The 18871-nt window shown below is 72.6% G+C and carries 18 protein-coding genes; 6 read left to right on the forward strand and 12 right to left on the reverse strand.

The window, feature by feature from the left end; genetic code table 11:
• On the forward strand, positions 1-1179 hold a 1179-nt coding region (gene nirJ, locus ACE3T5_RS13395; RefSeq protein WP_374668446.1), incomplete at its 5' end, for a heme d1 biosynthesis radical SAM protein NirJ.
• Entirely contained in the window at positions 1166-2734 is a 1569-nt protein-coding gene (locus ACE3T5_RS13400) for a cytochrome D1 domain-containing protein (RefSeq protein ID WP_374668448.1), read from the forward strand. The genes nirJ and ACE3T5_RS13400, both read left to right, overlap by 14 nt.
• Before the next feature lie 10 nt (positions 2735-2744).
• Here ACE3T5_RS13400 and ACE3T5_RS13405 read toward each other — a convergent pair whose 3' ends face one another.
• The 10 genes from ACE3T5_RS13405 to ACE3T5_RS13450 form a co-directional block, all read right to left on the reverse strand.
• Positions 2745-3449 (reverse strand): Crp/Fnr family transcriptional regulator, encoded by a 705-nt coding sequence (locus ACE3T5_RS13405; RefSeq protein ID WP_374668450.1) that lies wholly within the window; start codon positions 3447-3449, stop codon positions 2745-2747.
• 80 nt (positions 3450-3529) lie between these two features.
• Positions 3530-5416 (reverse strand): cytochrome b N-terminal domain-containing protein, encoded by a 1887-nt coding sequence (locus ACE3T5_RS13410; RefSeq protein WP_374668452.1) that lies wholly within the window; start codon positions 5414-5416, stop codon positions 3530-3532.
• Complete coding sequence (locus ACE3T5_RS13415; RefSeq protein WP_374668454.1) at positions 5416-6864, reverse strand: cbb3-type cytochrome c oxidase subunit I; 1449 nt, start codon at positions 6862-6864, stop codon at positions 5416-5418. The genes ACE3T5_RS13410 and ACE3T5_RS13415 overlap by 1 nt, the downstream gene beginning before the upstream one ends.
• Positions 6861-7370, reverse strand: coding sequence for a hypothetical protein (locus tag ACE3T5_RS13420; protein ID WP_374668456.1), 510 nt, complete (start codon positions 7368-7370; stop codon positions 6861-6863). The genes ACE3T5_RS13415 and ACE3T5_RS13420 overlap by 4 nt, the downstream gene beginning before the upstream one ends.
• The gene (locus tag ACE3T5_RS13425; protein WP_374668458.1) at positions 7367-8803 is read right to left on the reverse strand and encodes a 4Fe-4S dicluster domain-containing protein; all 1437 of its coding nucleotides are present in this window, start codon (positions 8801-8803) and stop codon (positions 7367-7369) included. Before ACE3T5_RS13425 ends, ACE3T5_RS13420 begins: the two co-directional genes overlap by 4 nt.
• Complete coding sequence (locus ACE3T5_RS13430; protein ID WP_374668459.1) at positions 8778-9599, reverse strand: SCO family protein; 822 nt, start codon at positions 9597-9599, stop codon at positions 8778-8780. Before ACE3T5_RS13430 ends, ACE3T5_RS13425 begins: the two co-directional genes overlap by 26 nt.
• 9 nt (positions 9600-9608) lie before the next feature.
• Positions 9609-10505: a heme o synthase gene (gene cyoE, locus ACE3T5_RS13435; protein WP_374668461.1), complete on the reverse strand. Its 897-nt coding sequence runs from the start codon at positions 10503-10505 to the stop codon at positions 9609-9611.
• Between the two features lie 19 nt (positions 10506-10524).
• The gene (locus ACE3T5_RS13440) at positions 10525-12216 is read right to left on the reverse strand and encodes a cbb3-type cytochrome c oxidase subunit I (protein ID WP_374668464.1); all 1692 of its coding nucleotides are present in this window, start codon (positions 12214-12216) and stop codon (positions 10525-10527) included.
• Between the two features lie 13 nt (positions 12217-12229).
• On the reverse strand, positions 12230-12769 hold the full coding sequence (locus ACE3T5_RS13445; protein ID WP_374668466.1) for a cytochrome C oxidase subunit II: 540 nt from the start codon (positions 12767-12769) through the stop codon (positions 12230-12232).
• Between the two features lie 11 nt (positions 12770-12780).
• Positions 12781-12936 (reverse strand): hypothetical protein, encoded by a 156-nt coding sequence (locus ACE3T5_RS13450; RefSeq protein WP_374668467.1) that lies wholly within the window; start codon positions 12934-12936, stop codon positions 12781-12783.
• Between the two features lie 127 nt (positions 12937-13063).
• Here ACE3T5_RS13450 and ACE3T5_RS13455 point away from each other — a divergent pair, with 127 nt between their 5' ends.
• A complete protein-coding gene (locus ACE3T5_RS13455; protein WP_374668469.1) occupies positions 13064-13915 on the forward strand; it encodes a COX15/CtaA family protein in 852 nt (283 codons plus the stop codon).
• A gap of 96 nt (positions 13916-14011) precedes the next feature.
• On the forward strand, positions 14012-14785 hold the full coding sequence (locus tag ACE3T5_RS13460) for a Crp/Fnr family transcriptional regulator (RefSeq protein ID WP_374668471.1): 774 nt from the start codon (positions 14012-14014) through the stop codon (positions 14783-14785).
• Positions 14786-14812: 27 nt separating this feature from the next.
• Here ACE3T5_RS13460 and pcp read toward each other — a convergent pair whose 3' ends face one another.
• Positions 14813-15472: a pyroglutamyl-peptidase I gene (gene pcp, locus ACE3T5_RS13465; RefSeq protein ID WP_374668473.1), complete on the reverse strand. Its 660-nt coding sequence runs from the start codon at positions 15470-15472 to the stop codon at positions 14813-14815.
• A 41-nt stretch (positions 15473-15513) separates the two neighbouring features.
• Here pcp and ACE3T5_RS13470 point away from each other — a divergent pair, with 41 nt between their 5' ends.
• Together ACE3T5_RS13470 and ACE3T5_RS13475 are read left to right on the forward strand one after the other, a co-directional pair.
• Positions 15514-16383: a neutral zinc metallopeptidase gene (locus tag ACE3T5_RS13470; protein WP_374668475.1), complete on the forward strand. Its 870-nt coding sequence runs from the start codon at positions 15514-15516 to the stop codon at positions 16381-16383.
• Positions 16384-16531: 148 nt separating this feature from the next.
• Positions 16532-17956: a DEAD/DEAH box helicase gene (locus tag ACE3T5_RS13475; protein WP_374668476.1), complete on the forward strand. Its 1425-nt coding sequence runs from the start codon at positions 16532-16534 to the stop codon at positions 17954-17956.
• A gap of 59 nt (positions 17957-18015) precedes the next feature.
• On the opposite strand, the gene ACE3T5_RS13480 is transcribed toward ACE3T5_RS13475, so the two are convergent.
• The gene (locus tag ACE3T5_RS13480; RefSeq protein WP_374668477.1) at positions 18016-18846 is read right to left on the reverse strand and encodes a symmetrical bis(5'-nucleosyl)-tetraphosphatase; all 831 of its coding nucleotides are present in this window, start codon (positions 18844-18846) and stop codon (positions 18016-18018) included.
• Positions 18847-18871 lie beyond the last annotated feature (25 nt).

Here is an 18871-nt window from a genome sequence, read left to right on the forward strand (position 1 = left end):
CAGACCCGGCGCGCGAGCGCCGCGGCCGACCCCCCCGGCCGCCCCCCGCGGCCGGCGCGCCGCCCCGCCGGCCCGCGCCGGCCGGTGGTGATCTGGAACCTCACCCGCCGCTGCAACCTGACCTGCAAGCACTGCTACGCCGCCTCCGCTGACCACGCCTACCCGGGCGAGCTGACGCCGGACGAGATGCTGGCCGTGCTCGCGGACCTGAAGGCCTATGGCGTGCCCGCGCTCATCCTCTCCGGCGGCGAGCCGCTGCTCGCACCCGCGCTCTGGCCGGTGGCCGAGCGCGCCCGCGAGCTGGGCTTCCACCTGGGCCTGTCGACCAACGGCACGCTGATCGACGAGGCGATGGCGCGGCGCATCGCCGACCACGGCTTCGACTACGTGGGCATCAGCCTCGACGGTTTGCGCGCCACGCACGACCGCTTTCGCCGCCAGGAGGGCGCGTTCGACGCCTCGGTGGCGGCCCTGCGGCGGCTGCGCGAGCGGGGCGTGAGCGTGGGCCTGCGCTACACCATGACCGATCTCAACGGACATGACTTCCCGGCGCTGCTGGACCTGGCGCGCGCGGAGGGCGCGGGCAAGTTCTACTTCTCGCACCTCAACTACGCGGGCCGCGGCGACATCCACCGCGCGCGCGATGCCCGCTTCCAGGCCACGCGCGCGGCGATGCAGCGCCTGTTCGAGGTGGCGTGGCAGGCCGCGTGGCGCGGCGAGCCGGTGGAGTACGTGAGCGGCAACAACGACGCCGACGGCGTGTTCCTGCACCGCTGGGCCGCCGCGCGCTGGCCGCGCTGGCAGGCGCCGCTGCGCGAGCGGCTGGTCGCCTGGGGTGGCAATGCCTCCGGCATCGGCGTGGCCAACATCGACAACCTGGGCCACGTGCATCCGGACACGATGTGGTGGCACCACGACCTGGGCGGCGTGCGCGAGCGACCGTTCTCCGCGATCTGGGAGGACACCTCGGATCGGCTGCTGGCCGGCCTGCGGCGCGTGCCGCGGCCGCTGAAGGGGCGCTGCGGCGCCTGCCCGGCGGCCGACATCTGCGGCGGCAACACCCGCGTGCGCGCGCACCGCGTGAGCGGTGACCCCTGGGCTGAAGACCCGGGCTGCTACCTGGAGGACGACGAACTGGGCCTGTGGCCCGCGCGCGAGGTGCTGCATGAGACTGCGTGACACCCTGGCGGCCGGGGCCGCCGCCTGGCTGCTGGCGAGCGGCCAGGCCCAGACGCGCCCGCCCGATGCGGCGGGCCTGTACGCCACCCACTGCGCCGCCTGCCATGGCGGCGACCGCATCGGCGGCATGGGCCCGGCGCTGCTGCCCCAGAGCCTGGAGCGGCTCCGGCGCGCCGAGGCGCCGTCGGTCATCCGCGCGGGCCGGCCGGCCAGCCAGCTGCCCGGCTCCGGCGACCGGCTCGATGCGGCGCAGGTGGAGGCGCTGGCCGCCTGGATCTACACCCCGGTGTCGCCGGCGCCCACCTGGAGCGAGCGCGACATCGTCGCCTCGCGAACGTTCGACGAGGCGGCCGCGGCGCTGCCGGCGCGGCCGCGCTGGGAGGCGGACCCGATGAACCTGTTCGTGGTGGTGGAGGCCGGCGACCACCATGTGTCGCTGCTGGACGGCGACCGCTTCACGGTGCTGCACCGCTTCGCCTCGCGCTTCGCGCTGCACGGCGGACCCAAGTTCTCGCCCGAGGGGCGCTTCGTCTACTTCGGCTCGCGCGACGGTTGGATCACGAAGTACGACCTGTGGAACCTGGCGGTGGTGGCCGAGGTGCGGGCCGGACTCAACATGCGCAACATCGCCGTCAGCAGCGACGGCCGCTTCGTGCTGGCGGCCAACTACCTGCCGCACACGCTGGCGCTGTTCGACGCCGAGCTGAGGCTGGTGCGCACCTACGCGGCGGCCACGCTGGACGGCACGCGCAGCTCGCGCGTGTCGGCGGTGTACGACGCCGCGCCGCGGCGCAGCTTCATCGTGGCGCTGAAGGACATCCCCGAGCTGTGGGAGATCGCCTATGACCCCGCCGCGGAGCCCATCCACGACGGCCTGGTGCACGACTTCCGCATGGGCGAGGCGATCGCGAAGCCGGGCTACCTGGGCGTGCGCCGCACGCCGCTGGAGGAGCCGCTGGACGACTTCTTCTTCGATCCCCCCTATCGCCACGTGCTGGGCACGGCCCGCACGGCCGGCGGCACGGCGGCGCAGGTGGTGAACCTCGACGTGCGCCGCCGCATCGCCAGCGTGCCGCTGGCGGGCATGCCGCACCTGGGTGCGGGCATCAGCTTCGACTGGAACGGCGCGCGCGTGCTGGCCACGCCCAACCTGCGCGACGGGCTCGTCACCGTGATCGACATGCAGACCTGGCAGCGCGTGGGCCAGGTGGCCACGCCCGGGCCGGGCTTCTTCATGCGCAGCCACGAGAACACGCCCTATGCCTGGGTCGACGCGATGATGAGCCCCAGCGCGCGCGATGCCATGCTGGTGATCGACAAGCGCACGCTGCAGCCGGTGCGCACGCTGCGCCCGGCGCCCGGCCGCACGGTGGCGCACGTGGAGTTCACGCGCGACGGCCGCCATGCGCTGGTGAGCCTGTGGGAGAAGGACGGCGCCCTGATCGTCTACGACGCCGCCACCCTGGCCGAGGTGCGGCGCATCCCGATGAACAAGCCGGTGGGCAAGTACAACGTGGGCAACAAGCTCGCGCGCTCGGAGGGCACCTCGCACTGAGGCGCGCGCGCTACTGCATGCGGTACTGCGACAGCGCCTCGGGCTTGAGGATGCGGATGTCGCGCCGGTCGATCTCGATCAGGCCGGCCGATTCCAGCTCGTGCAGCACGCGCGAGAAGTACTCCGGGGTGAGCGACAGGCGCGAGGCAATGGTGGCCTTGCTCACCGGCAGCGACACGTTCAGCGGCCCGTTGCGCGCGGCGCCGTCCTCCAGGTCACGCAGCAGGTAGCCGATGATGCGCTGCGCGCCGCTGCACAGCGTGTAGTCCTCCACGTCGCGCACCAGGCCGTGCAGCCGGCGCGAGATGCCCGCCAGCATGCGCAGCGAGAAGCGCGGGTCACGCTCGATCTCCGCCAGCACCGCCGCCTTGCCCACGCTCAGCACCAGCGCTTCGGTCACCGTCTGCGCGTTGATGATGTAGGGCCGGCCGGTGAACATCAGCGCCTCGGCGAAGGTGCCGCCGGGGCCGATGATCTCGATCACCTTCTCCTGGCCGCCGGGCGACAGGGCGTACAGCTTCACCTGCCCGATCACGGTGACATGGAACTCCTCGCAGGGCTCGCCGACGCGGAACACATGCTGGCCGCGCGGCAGGCGCCGCACGGTGCAGCCCTCGGCCACGCGGGCCAGCTCCTGCGGGGCGACGTCGTTGAACAGCGGCAGCGCCGACAGGTAGCGCGGCAGGTCGAAGCTGGGTCGGCCCTGGTTGTCCATGGATGGCTCCATTTGGGCGCCCGGGCGGTGCCCTGTGGCGCGAGTCTGCCCGTGTGCGGGCGGGATGCAGTTGCGGCATGTCAAGCAGGCCGCACGGCGGGGTGGAAGGCGTCGGAGAAGCAGGCGTCCTCGGGCAGGCCGTGCGCCAGCAGGGCCCCGACGGCGGCATCGACCATGCGGACCGAGCCGCACAGGTAGACCTCGTGGCCCGGCAGGTCGGGGTGGTCGGCCAGCAGGGCCTCGTGCACCAGGCCGCGGCGGCCCGTCCAGAGCTCGGCCGGCACCGGGTCGGAGACGATGCGCTCGACGCGGAAGTCCGGGTGCGCGGCGACCCAGGCGTCGAGCAGATGCGGCAGGTAGAAGTCCTGCGGCTGGCGCACGCCCCAGTACAGCCGCATCGGCCGGCGCAGGCCGCGGTGCAGGGCATCCTCGACGATGCTCTTGACCGGCGCGAAGCCGGTGGCCGCCGCCACCAGCAGGATCGGCCGGTCGCTCTCGGCCAGGGTGAAGCGACCCAGCGGCCCCTCGAAGCGCAGCGTGTCGCCGACGCGCAGGGCATCGAACACGTGGCTGGTGAAGCGCCCGCCCGGGATGCGCCGCACGTGCAGCTCGATGCGCGCGTCGTCATGCGGGGCGTTGGCGAACGAGAAGGCCCGGCGCTCCCCGTCGTCCAGCAGGATGTGGATGTACTGGCCGGCCAGGAAGCGCACCGGCGGGCCGTCCACCCGCAGCCACAGCCGCATCACCTCGGGCGCGAGGCGTTCCATGGCCTCCACGCGCGCGACGCGCACCGGCAGCGGCACCGCCGCCTGCACCACCTCGATCTCCGCCTCCTCCAGCGGCATGGCGCAGCACAGCAGCGCCTGGCCCGCCGCCTGCTGCGCCTCGCTCAGCGCGCTGCGCTGGAATGGCCGGTGCGCCATGCGCCCGCGCGCCACGGTGCACAGGCACAGGCCGCAGGCGCCATTGCGGCATTCGTAGGGCAGGGCCAGGCCCTCGCGCAGGCCGGCGTCCAGCAGGGTCTCGCCCACTCGCACGTTCATCGGGGTCGTGGTGCCCGCCGTGTGCACCGTGACGCGGTGCGTGCCCGCCGCGGTGCGCCGCAGGCCGGGCCACCAGGGCAGCGCGGCCAGCAGCAGCGTGGCCGCGCCGACGGCGGCCCAGACCTGCAGGCCCGGCCAGTGGCCCAGCACCGGCAGCAGCGCGAGGTAGTACCAGTCCAGCGCCACCTCGGGCACCGCCCGCGCGAAGTCCGCGTGGCCGCCCTGGCTGGTGACCGGCAGCGCGAGCGACAGCGCCGCCAGGGCCGCGAGCAGCGCCATCCACAGCGGCCGTGGCGGCGTGGTGCGGGCCTTGGGCACGCGCTGGACGTGCACCCACATCAGCATCAGCACCCCCAGCGGCAGGCCGATGTGCAGGAACGACAGCAGCGAGAAGAAGCGGTCGCTCACGCTGCTGGCGTAGGTGAAGTTGCGCATCAGCGTGCCGCCGAAGCCGGGCAGCGTCTCCAGCCACTCGAAGCTGGTCTCGATCACGTACTGCGCCAGCCGGTCCCAGGGCAGCATGTAGCCGTTCACCCCGGCGGCATAGACCAGCCACACGAGCAGCACGCCGGTGACCCACGAGAACCAGCGGTAGCCGGTGAAGCGGTCGAAGGCGAAGTGCCGCGCCAGGTGCAGGTACAGCGTCACCATCATGGCGTCGGAGGCATAGCGGTGCACGCTGCGCAGCAGGCCACCGGCGTACCACTGGCCGTGGGTGAGCCGCTCCACCGAGGCATGGGCCTCGGCGACACCGGTCTCGAAGAAGGCGTACAGGTACAGGCCGCTCGCGGCCACCACCCAGAAGAGGAAGAAGGTGATCGCGCCCAGGTGGTACAGCGGATTCAGCCGGTCGCCGAAGGCGGCGTTGAACACCGCCTCGGCGCGCAGGAAGGCGCGCTGCAACAGGGCCTGCAGCAGGCGCATCAGGCCGCCACCGCCAGGGCGGCACGGGCGGTGCGGCCGCGCCGCATGGCACGCGCCACCACCACCACGAACAGCAGCCCGCCCACGATGGCCACCGCGCCGCCGGCGCCCATGAGCGCCATGCCCGCCACTTCCTGCGGCGTGCGCAGCACCTGCTCGGCGCCGGCCACCTTGCGCTGCACGCCGTAGCCGCCCGACCAGACCAGGCCCACGATGTGCATCAGCTGCCCGATGCCGTAGACCCAGGGCTGGCTGGTGGCCAGCCGGCCCTGCGGTGCCGCGTAGCCCAGCGCGGGCAGCAGCTTGCACACCAGCCCCATCAGCGCCAGCGTCACGCCCACGATGCAGCCGTGGTAATGCGCCGGGATGCGCACGTTGCTGCCGGCGATGAAGATGCCGATCACGCCGCCGGCGGCGAACAGCAACACCGAGGCGAGCAGCGCGGCGCGCAGCGGCCGTGCCGCCGGCGGCAGCCCGCGCCGGCCCGCCACCGCCACCACGGCCGCCAGGCCCACGGGCAGGATGGAGACGCCGCCGCCCATGCGCATGGCCCAGGTCAGCAGGGCCCGATGCTCCACCGAGGCCACGTCGTAGGCGAGATAGGCCACGGGCGTGACGAACACGCTTGCCAGCGCCAGCGCGAACAGCAGCACCGCCACGCGCGGGCTCAGCGGCACGGTGCCGCCGCAGGCGCTGGCCAGCCACAGCCACGCCGCGAGCATGAGCAGCGTCCAGGTGAACTGCAGGGCATGGCCGCCGCCCCAGAACAGGATCTCGTAGTAGGCCTTGCCCGCCAGCGACATCGGCACCACCGCGAACGACCAGGCGAAGGCGAACAGCGCCACCGCGGTCGCCACCGCCGCCGCATTGAGCGCAAAGCGCAGCGCGCCCTCGCCGTCGAAGCCCGGGCCCGGGCGCGGCGCCTGCCACAGCGCGGTGCCGACCAGCAGCGCCGTGCCGGCGGCGAACACCAGCAGGCCGCCCACGAACAGCGGACCGGTGAGCATGGGGATGTAGTTGGCCATCACGGCCTGGCCGGCGCCGGTGAAAGGCGCAAGCGCCATGCCGGCGGTGCCGAGCGCGGCCAGGGCCAGCGCCGGCCAGCCGGCGCGCGGGCGGGGCGCGGTGCCGTTGAGGGTCCACAGCATGCCGGCCAGCGCGATGAACCACACCAGCACCGACAGGTCCACGTGGGCGACCAGCGCCACATGGAAGAAGTTCGTGCCCGGCAGCCAGCGGTTCACCCCCGGCGTGCGCGAGGCCACCAGCAGGATGGAGAACAGGCCCGACCCCACCAGCGCCGCCATGCCCAGCCACAGCCAGGCGCGCGCCAGGGCGGCGCGGCCGTCCGCGGGCACGGGCAGCTCGAAGCAGGCGCGCGGCTGCGCGGGCGCCGGGGCGCGCGTGGCGGCCGACGGTCGGGGGGCGGGGAGCGTGATGGTGTTCATGTGAGCGTGAGGACGCCGCGCGTGGCGTCGAAATCGATGACGAGCACCTGTGCCGGCGCGAGCTGCACCGTCGCCTCGTGCACGTGGTTGAAGGCATCGCCCGGCCGGTCGCGCAGGCGCACGGTGAAGCGGTGGGTGCCGGCGGGCAGCGCGAAGCGGTGGTAGGCGGCCGACGCGCCGTCGCGCGACAGCCCGGCCGGCTGCGCCACGTGGCGGTAGACCGCGCGGCCGCCGACGTCGACCTCGATCGTCACCGGCACCCGCTCGCGCCCGCACTCGGTGGGCGCGCGCATGTTGGGCGGCAGCTTCGCCAGCTCCTCGGCGCTGCGCTGGCGGCAGGGCTGCGCGCGCTCGCCGAAGTGGATGAAGCTCACCTTCACCACGGCCTGGTCGGGGGGCAGCACCTGGTAGCGCGGCCAGTGCGAGAACACGCCGATGAAGGCGGCGAAGGCCGCGTACAGCAGGATCTGGCCGGACGCCTGCTTCCAGCTGGGCCGCGTGTTCATGGGGCAGCCTCCCCGAAGGGCTCGCCGGCGTCGGCGTAGTGGGCCTGCCAACTGCCGGCGGGCAGCGCGCGCAGGTGCGGCTCACGCTGGCCGGCCAGCCGGGCCCGTGTCCATTGCGGGCCGAGCCGCCAGGCGCAGCCACCTTCGCGGCAGGCGGCCACCACGGCCTGGCGGGCGCCCTCGCGCAGCGCGAACTCGACGAAGGCCGGCGGCAGCATCGCCGCGCAGGGCAGCAGCACCACGGCGTCCGATGCCCGGGCGGCCGGCCGCGCGGCGCCCGCGCAGCTGAACACGATCCGGTGCGCGCCGCCGGCCAGCGCCTCGCGCACCTGCGTGCGCAGGGTCTGGGTCGTCAGCGGTGGCCACTCGATGCCCGAGACCAGCGGCTCGGCGCTGCGGAAGGGTGTGGAGGAGGGGCAGGCACCGACGCAGATGCCGCAGCCGGCACAGGCCGACGCCTGCACGCGCGCCAGCGCCGAGCCGGCGCGCCGGTCGGGATGCGGCACCAGCGTGATGGCGCCGAACGGGCAGTCGTCCACGCAGCGGCCGCAGCCGCTGCAATCCGCCGGCTGCACGCGTGCCACCGGCGCCCGCGGCCGGCGCGCGATCAGCGGCAGCGCCAGCAGCGCCGCCAGCGGCGCGCCCAGCCAGACCCAGGCGGCGCCGTTGGAGGTGGCCGCGGCCAGCGGGTGCACGAACAGCAGGAACCAGTCGTAGGCCAGCTCGCGCGGCAGCGTGCCCAGCTCCGCCGGGCCCTGGCCCTGCACCGGCAGCGCCACAGCCAGCACGACCAGCGTGGCCAGCGTGCCCAGGGTGAGCGACCGGCTGGGGAACACGTCCGGATGGCCCAGGCGCTGCACATGGGCCCAGGCGCCGAACAGCAGCAGCAGCGGCAGCCCCAGGTGCACGAACACCAGCAGCGTGAACAGCCGGTCCTCCACCGCGCCGACGAGGAAGTTGCGCGCGAACGGCGAGGGGAGGATGGGCAGCGCGTCCAGCCACTCCGCGGTCGCCATGGCGGAGAACTGGCCCAGCCGGTCCCAGTGCAGCCAGAAGCCGCCGATGGCGCAGGCCAGCGCGATCGGCAGCAGCACCACGCCGGTGGACCAGGCCAGCGCCCGGTCGTTCGCGAAGCGCCCCAGCAGCAGCTCGCGCAGCAGGTGCAGCGCCACTACCAGCAGCAAGGCATCGGCCGCGTAGCGATGCAGGCCGCGCAGGATGCTGCCCGCGCTGAAGCGGCCGGCCGACAGCGCGTCGATCGACTGCCAGGCACCGGCCACGCTGGTGTCGAGCACGGCGAACAGCACGATGCCGGTGGCGCCCAGCAGCCCCATCAGCAGGAATGCGCTGGCGCCCAGGTGCTTCAGCGGGTTGGCCGCGGCGCCGAAGGCGGCGTCGAAGCGGTGGTCAAGCGCGGCCAGGGCGGGCGGCATGCCGGCGCTCCCGGCGCCGTGTCCACCACTCTTTGAGCATGTACAGCGCCATGAACAGGATGAAGGTCACGCCGCCGGCGACTTCCAGCGCCAGCCCGTAGTCCACCCGGTAGCTTCCGGTGCGCGGGTCGTAGACCGTGCACAGGATGCGGATCTCTTCCACCAGCGTCGCCAGCGCGCCGGGCGGGGCCACCGGCTCGCCCGCCACCAGCTGGGTCAGGGTCTCCTCCAGTTGCAGCACCGGCGGCCGGTCCCCGTAGACCTGCTGCACGAGGCGGCCCCGCGCGTCGAGCACGGACACCTGCAGGACGTGCTCGAAGCCACCGGCCAGCGCCGTGTAGCGGAAGCCGAAGTCGGTCGCCAGGCGCGCCACCGCCTGCGGCTGCAGCGAGAGGAAGTCCCAGTTCGGCCGGTCGATGCGGTGCTGCCGCGCGAAGGCCCTCATGGACTGCGGGTGATCCGCGGGCGGGTTGAAGCCGATGCTGACGACCCGGAAGGCGTTGGGGCCGTGCCGCGCCTGCAGCGTGGCCACCGCGTTGTCCAGCTCCCGCGTGGCCGTGGGGCAGACGGTGAAGCAGCCGGTGTAGATGAAGCTCACCAGCAGCGGCTTGCCGCGCAGCGACTCGAAGCGCACCTCGCGGCCCTCGCGGTCCTGCAGCACGTGGCCGGCGATCACCCGGCCCACCGCCGCCTGGCTGGCGCGCACGGCCTCGGCCGTCTCCAGCGCGTCGACCTGCTGGGCCTGCGCCCAGCCGGCGGCACCGGCCAGGAGGCATGCGAGCAGGCCGATCCGCATGGCCGTGCCTCAGCGCAGTCCCGCGTCCAGCAGCGCGCAGGCCAGCAGCGCGCTCAGGTGCACGAGCGATGCGAGGAAACAGCCCATGGCGGTGGCACGCGAGGGCGCGCGTGCCAGCCGCCAGGCGCGGCCGATGAAGAAGGCGCCGGCCGCCACCACCCCCAGCGCATAGATCCAGCCCAGGCCGAAGCCGAGCGGGACGGCCGACGAGACCACCAGCGCCACCGTGCTGGCCAGCACGATCTGCGCCGCCCTGGCGTCGCCCGCCACCACGGGCAGCATGGGCACGCCCGCCGCCTCGTAGTCGGCGCGGTGGGCGATGGCCAGGCTCCAGAAGTGCGGCGGCGTCCAGAAGAAGAGGATGGCCGCGAAGGCCCAGGCCATGGGCGGCAGCGTGGGGTCGGCGGCGGCGCCGCCGGCCAGCACCGCGAAGCTGCCCGCCAGCCCGCCTATGACGATGTTCCAGTGCGTGCGCCGCTTCAGCCACAGCGTGTAGACCACGCCGTAGAAGAACGCGCCGAGGAAGACGTGCACGGCCGCCATGGCGTTGATCGCGGCCCAGGCGAGCAGCACGCCGCCGGCGAGCAGCAGCGCCATCACCAGCAGCCAGCCGGCATGCGGCTGCAGGGCCCCGCAGGCGAAGGCGCGGCCGCGCGTGCGGCGCATCAGCCGGTCGGAAGCGAAGTCCACGTACTGGTTGAAGGCGCCAGCGCTGGCCGAGGCGGCCAGCACCGACAGCGCCAGCGCGAGCAGCGTGCCGGCATCCGCCGCCGCGCCCGGCGTCACCGCGAAGCCCACCAGCGCCGTGATCATGATCAGGACGCCGATGCGCAGCTTGAACAGCGAGATCACCAGGCGCGCGCGCGCGAGCGCGCCGCCGGTGCCGTCGATCGTCAGGGCGTCCATGGTGGGCTCCCGGTGGTGTTCACGACAGGCCCCAGAGCTGGCCCAGGTACTTCCAGTTGATGAAGTAGTACAGGACGAAGGAGACCAGGAACACCATCGCCAGCACGAAGGTGCCAGGGGCGGCGAAGCCGGCCGAGCCGTAGGTCTGCGCCACCACCGTCGGCGCCGCGCGCGGCACCGGCGTCCACTTCGGCGAGGGCTGGCCGGCGTCCAGGCGCTTGCCGAACAGGATGGAGGCGACGGTGACCAGGATGTAGATGGCGCCGCCCACGATGGCCGCGATGCCGGCGATGCCGACCAGGCCCATCATCAGGTAGGCCGCGCCCGGCCACTCGTAGGCGAGGGCCGCGCCCTGGAAGGCCATGTCCCAGTGCCGCCGCGACACGCCCAGCGTGCCGGCGCCCATCATCACCAGGCAGAAGAAGTACATCGACAGCCCGAACAGGTAGGGCTGCAGCTGCGCCAGCTTCGGGAACATCACCTCGCGCTTGAACAGCGCCGGGATCAGGAAGTAGGTGATCGCCATGAAGGTGAGGGTGGTGCCCACGACGACGGTGGCGTGGAAGTGGCCCGGCACGTAGATCGTGTTGTGGATCAGCATGTTGAGCTGCTCGGTGCCCATCATCACGCCCGAGATCCCGCCCAGGAAGCCGAAGCCGATGATGGCGATGAACACGCCGGCGAAGGTGGGGTCGCCCCAGGGCGCCTTGCGCAGCCACTCGAACAGGCCGCGGGTGTAGCCCTTCTGCCGCTGGGCCACCTCGATCGCGCCGGGGATGGTGAGGCCGTGGATCATGGAGGCCAGCACCGCGAAGTACATGAAGTAGCTGGTGTTGATGACCTTCCAGCTCGTCGACAGGCCGGGGTCGGCCAGCAGGTGGTGGGCGCTCGCGAGCTGCAGGAACAGGATGTACAGCAGGAAGGCGCCGCGGCTGACGCGCTCGCTCATGGGCTTGGCACCGAAGGCGATGGCCGCCGCCGCGTACCACAGCGCGATGTGCGCCGACACGTTGATCTGCTGCGACGAGTGGCCGAAGGCCCACCAGATGGTGCGGTACACCAGCGGATCCACCTCCTTCACCACGCCCACCGACATGAGGAAGGTGGGGATGAGGATGATCGCGCCCGAGGCGATGGTGAACACGGCGATGATGGCCGCGGTGATGGCCCCGAAAGTGACCAGCGGCACCGAGCCTTCATAGGTGCGCTCGCGCTTGGCCACGACGAGCGTGCCGAAGAACACGAAGCAGGCGATGAGCGCGCCGACGGCGAACAGGATCAGTCCGAGGTAGAACGCGGGCGCCGCCATCATGGGCACGTACGAGGTCATCATCACGCTGGAGCTGCCCTGGAACACCGCCACGTTGTTGGTGACGGCGCCGATCAGCATGAGCGCGAAGGCGAGCCAGGCCACCTGGGGCGTGGCGAGCCGGCAGCGCAGCAGCGTGGACGAGGCGAAGTACAGCACCGCGACCTCGAAGAAGATGATCCAGAAGATCAGCATGTCGATGCCGTGCGCGGTGAGCACCATGTAGAAGGTGTCGGCCGGCAGCCAGCGCACGGAGGGCCAGCGCGTGAGCACGACGCCGATGGCGAGCACGCCGCCCACGAGCAGTGCCACGACGGCGGTGACGGCGTTGACGATCATCAGGCGCTCGGCCTGCAGCTCGAACTGCAGCCCGCTGCGCGGGCAGGTGCGGTAGGTGGTCATGGCGCGGGCCCTCCTACTTCACGTAGATGCGGCCCACCATGGCATGGTGGTTGATGCCGCAGTACTCGTTGCAGACGATGGAGAAGGTGCCCGACTCGTTGGGCGTGACCTTCACCACGTGCTCGTAGCCCGGCACCACCTGGATGTTGATGTTGCTGGGCTGCAGGGAGAAGCCGTGGTTGTAGTCCAGGGCGCTCAGGTGCAGGCGGTAGGTCTTGCCCTTCTCCAGCTCCAGGATGGGCCACCAGGACCACAGGCGCGCGATCAGGTAGACGTCGCTGCCCGCGGGCGGCGCGACCACCGGAATGTTGTCGGCGGTCTCGGTGCGCACCGTGTGCTTCGCCGCCGCCGCCTGCGCCTGCGCGGAGAACTTCTCGGGCGTGGTCTTGTAGGTCTCGGTGGAGAGGTTCTGCTTGCCGTAGATGTGCCAGTACACCATCATGAAGAACATGACCATGCACCACACGAAGGCGATCACGATCCAGGTGCCCTCGACGCGGTCCAGCGGATGCTTCCACCACAGTCGGTCGGCCGGCGGGAGAATGGCGCTCATGGCGGTGCCTCCTACCTGGCCAGCGGGATGGTGAGGATGTCGATCACGCCCCACAGCGTGTAGACGACCATCGGGATCATCACGCCCAGGAACAGCAGCAGGAACGGGTTGTCCAGCAGCTGCTGCATCAGCGGCACGGGGCCATCGTCGTCGTGATCGGTTTCCATGGGGCTCACCTCCGGTGTTGGGGATGGGCGTCATGTTTCCCCGAGCGAAAGACTCGGACATTGAACTGGTACAAGATTTCCGCGATTGCCCCGGCGCGGGCGGCGCGTGCGCCCTACCATGGTCCGCATGAATCCGACCGACCGCCGCAGGACGCGCCTGGCCCGGCTCGCCTGGGCCTGCGCAGTGCTGGTGCTGGTGATCACTTCGCTCAGCGCCTTCATCCGCCTGTCGCGCGCCGGGCTGGGCTGCGAGCCCTGGCCCCGGTGCGCGAGCGGGGCGCTTTCCGGCACCGGCCCGGGCGCCACCGAGGCCGCCCCCAGCGTGACCCAGGCGCGCATCACGCACCGCGTGGTGGCCTCGGCCGCGCTGCTGATCGTCATCGTGCTGCTGGTGCAATGCCACACCGGCACGCCCGGCTTGCCGCGCCAGGGGCGGCTGGCCGCGGCGCTGCTGGCGTTGGGGGTGTTCCTCGCCATCCTGGGCCGCATGGCCGGTGACTCGCGCGCCGCGCCGGTGGTGATGGCCAATCTGCTGGCCGGCTTCGCGATGTTCGCGCTCGCCTGCCGGCTGGCGCTGTCGCTGCGGCCCGGCGCGGGTGTCGGCGCCCGGGCGCAGCCGACGCTGGCGGCCCGGCGGCTGGCCTGGGTCGCGCTCGGGCTGCTGGCCCTGCAGGTGGCGCTGGGGGGCGTGCTCGGCGCCGCCGCCGGGCCGACGGCCTGCGAAGGCGCATGGGCCTGCGGCGTGCACCGGCTGAGCGGGCTGGCCACGGCCCTGGTGCTCGTCGCCACCGGCGTGCTGGCGTGGCGCACGGGCGGCGTGGCCGCCAGGGCGGTGGTGGCGCTCGCGGCGGCCCAGGCCGTGCTGGGCCTGACGGTGGCCGAGGGGGCGTCGCCCCTGGCCCTGGCCGTCGCGCACAACCTGCTGGCCGCGCTGCTCGGCGGTGCCCTGCTGGCGCTGGTGCCGGCGCGGGCCGGTTGACTCGCGCAGGCTTGAACCAGTTCAAGGCGGCGCGGCACCGGGCTCGCGTTCAATGCCGACATCGGGCGCCGCCGCCGGCCCCGCAGGAGATGTGAGATGCCGCACCTGCCCCTGGCCAGCGCCGCCTGTTCCGATCCCGCCGACCGCATGCCCTGCGCCGTGTGCGCGCTGGGGCCCCTGTGCATGCCGCGCCAGCCCGGCGTGGAGGCGGCCCCCGTGCGGCTGACGCGCCGGCGCCTGCAGCGGCGCGACGTGCTGTTCCGGCGCGGTCAGCCGTTCCGGGCGCTCTACGTGCCGCGCACCGGCTTCTTCAAGACCCACGTGATCGGCGGTGACGGCCGTTCGCAGGTGGTGGATTTCCAGATGGCGGGCGACCTGCTCGGCATGGATGGCATCGTCGACGGCGTGCACCAGTGCGAGGCGGTGGCGCTGGAGGATGCCGAGGTCTGCGTGGTGGAGTTCCAGGACGCCACCGAGATGTGCATGCGGCTGGGTGAGGTGGGCATGGCCTTCCAGCGCACCATGGCTCGCGAACTGGAGCGGCAGCAGCGCGCCGTGTTCCGCCTGCGCTGCGTCGGCGAGTCGGATCACCGGCTGGCCCGCTTCCTGATGGAATGGTCGGCACGGCAGCGCCGTCTGGGCATGCCCGCGCAGGAGTTCGTGCTGCGGATGACGCGCGAGGACATCGGCAGCCTGCTCGGCCTGACGCTGGAGACCGTGTGCCGCGCGCTGACCCGGATGAAGCGGCAGGGCCTGCTGGAGGTGGCCTGCCGCTACATCGCGATCCGGCAGACCGCCGCGCTGGCCCAGCTCGCCAGTGGCGACCTGCCGCTGCTGCGCGAGGCGGCGCCCGCGACGGCTCCGGCCTGAGCGACGCTGCGGCCCGCGCCGCGCGCTTCAGTCGAGCGCGCCGGCCGCCTCGTGGATGTCCTGCGCGTGCGTCAAGGCGGCCGCGAGCGCGGCGCGCAGGCCGGTGACGATGGCCTCCAGCGGCAGACTCGGGTCGCCCTGTCCGGGCAGCCAGGGCACGTGCACGAAGCCGCCGCGCACGCCCCGCCAGCGCGGCTGCGCCAGCAGGTGCATGAGGCCGTAGAACACGTGGTTGCAGACGAAGGTGCCGGCGGTCTGCGAGACCTCGGCCGGGATGCCCTGCGCCTGCACGGCGGCTCTCATGGCCTTGATCGGCAGGGTGCTGAAGTAGGCGGCCGGACCGCCGGGCACCACGGGCTGGTCCACCGGCTGCGCGCCGGCGTTGTCGGGGATGCGCGCGTCGTCCACGTTGATGGCCACGCGTTCCATGCAGATGGCTGGCCGGCCGCCGGCCTGGCCGGTGGCCAGCACCAGCACCGGGTGGTGCTGCTCCAGCAGCGCCAGCAGCGCCGTGAGCGAGGCACCGAAGACGGTCGGCAGCGCCGCGGCCACGACCTGGTGCCCCGCGATGCGCCGGCCGCGCAGCGCCTGTGCCGCCTGCAGGCTGGGGTTGACCGCGCTGCCGTCGAAGGGCTCGAAGCCGGTGAGCAGGATCTTCGGCGGGGGCTGGCGGGCTGCGGCTACCATGCGGCCACTCTATCGCAGGAACGATCACGCAGGAGCACGCCATGCGCTGGGAAGGCAATCGACAGTCGGACAACGTGGAAGACCAGCGTGGCGCGGGCGGTGGCGGGCGCGTCGGCCTGGGGCGCGGCGGCATGGGCATCGGCACCATCGTCATTGCGCTGGTGCTGGGCTGGGTGCTGGGCATCAATCCGCTCACCCTGCTGGGGGTGCTGAGCGGTGGCGAGGCGCCGACCTCGCAGGCGACCACCGCGCCGCCGCCACCGGCGCAGGACCGGCTGGCGCAGTTCGTCTCCACCGTGCTGGCGGACACCGAGGACGTGTGGAAGCAGCAGTTCGCCCAGGGCGGCTCACGCTACCAGGAGCCGAAGCTGGTGCTGTTCCGAGGCGGCGTGCGCACCGCCTGCGGTGCCGGCCAGTCCGCCATGGGGCCCTTCTATTGCCCGGCCGACCAGAAGGTGTACATCGACCTCGACTTCTACGAGACGCTGCGCGTGCGCCTGGGCGCGCCGGGTGACTTCGCGCAGGCCTACGTGATCGCGCACGAGGTGGGGCATCACGTGCAGCACCTGCTGGGCATCACCGGGCAGGTGGAGAAGGCGCGACGCGGCATCTCGCAGGCCCAGGGCAATGCCCTGTCGGTGCGGCTGGAGTTGCAGGCCGACTGCTTCGCCGGGGTCTGGGGCCACCACGCGCAGAAGGCCCGCCAGGTGCTGGAGCAGGGCGACGTGGAAGAGGCGATGAACGCCGCCGCGCGCATCGGTGACGACGCGCTGCAGCGTTCGAGCGGCGGCGCGGTGGTGCCCGAGAGCTTCACCCATGGCACCAGCGCGCAGCGGCAGCGGTGGTTCATGACCGGGCTGAAGACGGGCAGCGTGCAGGCGTGTGACACCTTCAGTGCGCGGTCGATCTGACCGCTGGGGCGCGCTGCAAACGCTGGGATTGCGCTGCGCTCCATCCCAGCCTACGGGATGCATGGCTGGGGGCGGCTGGTCGCTGGCCGGGGTGAAACCCCGGCGGTTTTCCCGGGCGAGCCGCCAAGTGAGACAATCCCCGGTTGACATGTCCCAAGCTTTCTCTCAACTAGCGCTGGCCGAGCCGCTGGCGCGCGCCGTGGCCGAAATGGGCTACGAGTCCATGACGCCCATCCAGGCCCAGGCGATTCCGGTCGTGCTGGAGGGCCGCGACGTGATGGGCGCCGCCCAGACGGGCACCGGCAAGACGGCCGCGTTCTCGTTGCCGCTGCTGCAGCGGCTGCTGAAGCACGAGAACAGCTCCACCTCGCCCGCCCGGCACCCGGTGCGCGCGCTGGTGCTGCTGCCCACGCGCGAGCTGGCCGACCAGGTGGCGCAGCAGGTGAAGCTGTACGCCAAGTACACCCAGCTGCGCAGCGCGGTGGTGTTCGGCGGCATGGACATGAAGCCGCAGACGCTGGAGCTCAAGCGCGGCGTCGAGGTGCTGGTGGCCACGCCCGGCCGCCTGCTGGACCATATCGAGGCCAAGAACGCGGTGCTGAACCAGGTGGAGTACGTGGTGCTCGACGAGGCGGACCGCATGCTCGACATCGGCTTCCTGCCCGACCTGCAGCGCATCCTGTCCTACCTGCCGAAGCAGCGCACCACGCTGCTGTTCTCCGCCACCTTCTCGCCCGAGATCAAGCGCCTGGCCGGCAGCTACCTGCAGGATCCGGTGACGATCGAGGTCTCGCGGCCCAATGCCACGGCCTCCACCGTGGAGCAGCACTTCTACAACGTGGTGGACGACGACAAGCGCCGCGCCATCCGCCAGATCGTGCGCCAGCGCGGCATCACGCAGGCCTTCGTCTTCGTCAACAGCAAGCTCGGCTGCGCCCGGCTGGCGCGCTCGCTGGAGCGCGAGGGCCTGAAGACCACCGCCCTGCACGGCGACAAGAGCCAGGACGAACGGCTGAAGGCCCTGGACGCCTTCAAGAAGGGTGAGGTCGACCTGCTGGTGGCCACCGACGTCGCGGCCCGTGGCCTTGACATCAAGGACGTGCCCGCAGTCTTCAACTTCGACGTGCCCTTCAACCCCGAGGACTACGTGCACCGCATCGGCCGCACCGGCCGCGCCGGTGCCTCGGGCCTGGCGGTGACGCTGGTGTCGCCTTCGGATGGCCGGCTGATGGCCGATCTGGAGAAGCTGCTGAAGCGCAAGGTCGAGATCGAGGCACTGGAGTTCGACGACGAACGCCCGCGCGGCCGCATCAACGACGGCCGCCGCGCCTGGCGTGACGACGAAGGCCGCGGCGAGCCGCGCACCGAGCGAACCGAGGAACGCGCGACGGAACGCCGCCGTGAGCCGCGCCCGGCCCCGGCCTCCGCCGATCCGTTCTTCCACCAGCCCTACGAAGCGCCTGAGCGCGAAGCGGCCCCCGCCTGGGAGGCTGCGGCCAAGCCGGTGGGCAACCGCATCTCCGCCAACATCAAGCCCAAGCGCAAGGTCGCGGCGCTGTTCAAGGCCGACTGAGGCCTGCTTTGCTCGGGGCATCCCCCGAGCCCGCCGCGGGGGGCCCCGCCCCGCGACGCTCACTCGCCCGGCGCCTGCGCCTGCTCGCACTTCACCTGGATCACCTCGTGCCGGCCGTCGGCCGCGAGCCGCAGCGCGCTGAGGCAGCCCCCCCAGACGCAACCCGTGTCCAGCGCGATCACGTCCGGTCGCTGCAGCAGGCCGAGCGTGGACCAATGGCCAAAGGCGACCGGCGTGCCCGCGGTGCGCCGGCCGGGTGCCTCGAACCAGGGCACGTGACCGTCGGGCCGGGCGGCCAGGCCGCCCGTGGTCTTGAGGTCCATGCCGCCGTCGGGCGTGACGAAGCGCAGCCGCGTCAGCGCGTTCACGATCACGCGCAGCCGGTCCCACCCCGTGAGCGCGTCGTCCCAGTGGTCGGGCTGGTTGCCGTACATGTGCGCGAAGAAGTCGCCCGCCTCGCCGCCTCGCAGCACGGCCTGCACCTCGCCGGCCAGGGCCAGCGTGCGCTCGGCATCCCAGGCGGGCAGCACGCCGGCATGCACCATCAGGATGCCGTGCGCGCGCATCGCCAGCGGCTGCTGGCGCAGCCAGTGCAGCAGGGCCTCGTGGTCGGGGGCCTGCAGCACGTCGTCCATCGTGTCGCCCTCGCGCGGCCGGCGCGCGCCGTGCGCCACCGCCAGCAGGCTCAGATCATGGTTGCCCAGCAGGCAGCGCGCCGCGTCGCCCAGCGCCATCAGCCGGCGCAGCACGGCCGCCGAGGCCGGGCCGCGGTTGACCAGGTCGCCCAGCAGGTACAGCGTGTCGCGGCTGGGCGAGAAGCCGATGCGGTCGAGCAGGCGGCCCAGCGGGGCATCGCAGCCCTGCACGTCGCCGATGAGGTAGTGCGCCATGGGGCGTCACTGTAGGGCACGCGGC

The organism is Ramlibacter sp. (assembly GCF_041916345.1).
Lineage (GTDB): Bacteria > Pseudomonadota > Gammaproteobacteria > Burkholderiales > Burkholderiaceae_C > Ramlibacter.

Coding starts and splice junctions, on each gene's coding strand:
- ACE3T5_RS13470 (WP_374668475.1), top strand. CDS start 15,514: ATGCGCTGGGAAGGCAATCGACAGTCGGACAACGTGGAAGACCAGCGT.
- ACE3T5_RS13475 (WP_374668476.1), top strand. CDS start 16,532: ATGTCCCAAGCTTTCTCTCAACTAGCGCTGGCCGAGCCGCTGGCGCGC.
- ACE3T5_RS13455 (WP_374668469.1), top strand. CDS start 13,064: ATGAATCCGACCGACCGCCGCAGGACGCGCCTGGCCCGGCTCGCCTGG.
- ACE3T5_RS13430 (WP_374668459.1), bottom strand. CDS start 9,599: ATGCGGATCGGCCTGCTCGCATGCCTCCTGGCCGGTGCCGCCGGCTGG.
- ACE3T5_RS13450 (WP_374668467.1), bottom strand. CDS start 12,936: ATGGAAACCGATCACGACGACGATGGCCCCGTGCCGCTGATGCAGCAG.
- ACE3T5_RS13420 (WP_374668456.1), bottom strand. CDS start 7,370: ATGAACACGCGGCCCAGCTGGAAGCAGGCGTCCGGCCAGATCCTGCTG.
- ACE3T5_RS13425 (WP_374668458.1), bottom strand. CDS start 8,803: ATGCCGCCCGCCCTGGCCGCGCTTGACCACCGCTTCGACGCCGCCTTC.
- ACE3T5_RS13415 (WP_374668454.1), bottom strand. CDS start 6,864: ATGAACACCATCACGCTCCCCGCCCCCCGACCGTCGGCCGCCACGCGC.
- ACE3T5_RS13480 (WP_374668477.1), bottom strand. CDS start 18,846: ATGGCGCACTACCTCATCGGCGACGTGCAGGGCTGCGATGCCCCGCTG.
- ACE3T5_RS13440 (WP_374668464.1), bottom strand. CDS start 12,216: ATGACCACCTACCGCACCTGCCCGCGCAGCGGGCTGCAGTTCGAGCTG.
- cyoE (WP_374668461.1), bottom strand. CDS start 10,505: ATGGACGCCCTGACGATCGACGGCACCGGCGGCGCGCTCGCGCGCGCG.
- ACE3T5_RS13400 (WP_374668448.1), top strand. CDS start 1,166: ATGAGACTGCGTGACACCCTGGCGGCCGGGGCCGCCGCCTGGCTGCTG.
- ACE3T5_RS13405 (WP_374668450.1), bottom strand. CDS start 3,449: ATGGACAACCAGGGCCGACCCAGCTTCGACCTGCCGCGCTACCTGTCG.
- ACE3T5_RS13460 (WP_374668471.1), top strand. CDS start 14,012: ATGCCGCACCTGCCCCTGGCCAGCGCCGCCTGTTCCGATCCCGCCGAC.
- ACE3T5_RS13445 (WP_374668466.1), bottom strand. CDS start 12,769: ATGAGCGCCATTCTCCCGCCGGCCGACCGACTGTGGTGGAAGCATCCG.
- pcp (WP_374668473.1), bottom strand. CDS start 15,472: ATGGTAGCCGCAGCCCGCCAGCCCCCGCCGAAGATCCTGCTCACCGGC.
- ACE3T5_RS13410 (WP_374668452.1), bottom strand. CDS start 5,416: ATGCGCCTGCTGCAGGCCCTGTTGCAGCGCGCCTTCCTGCGCGCCGAG.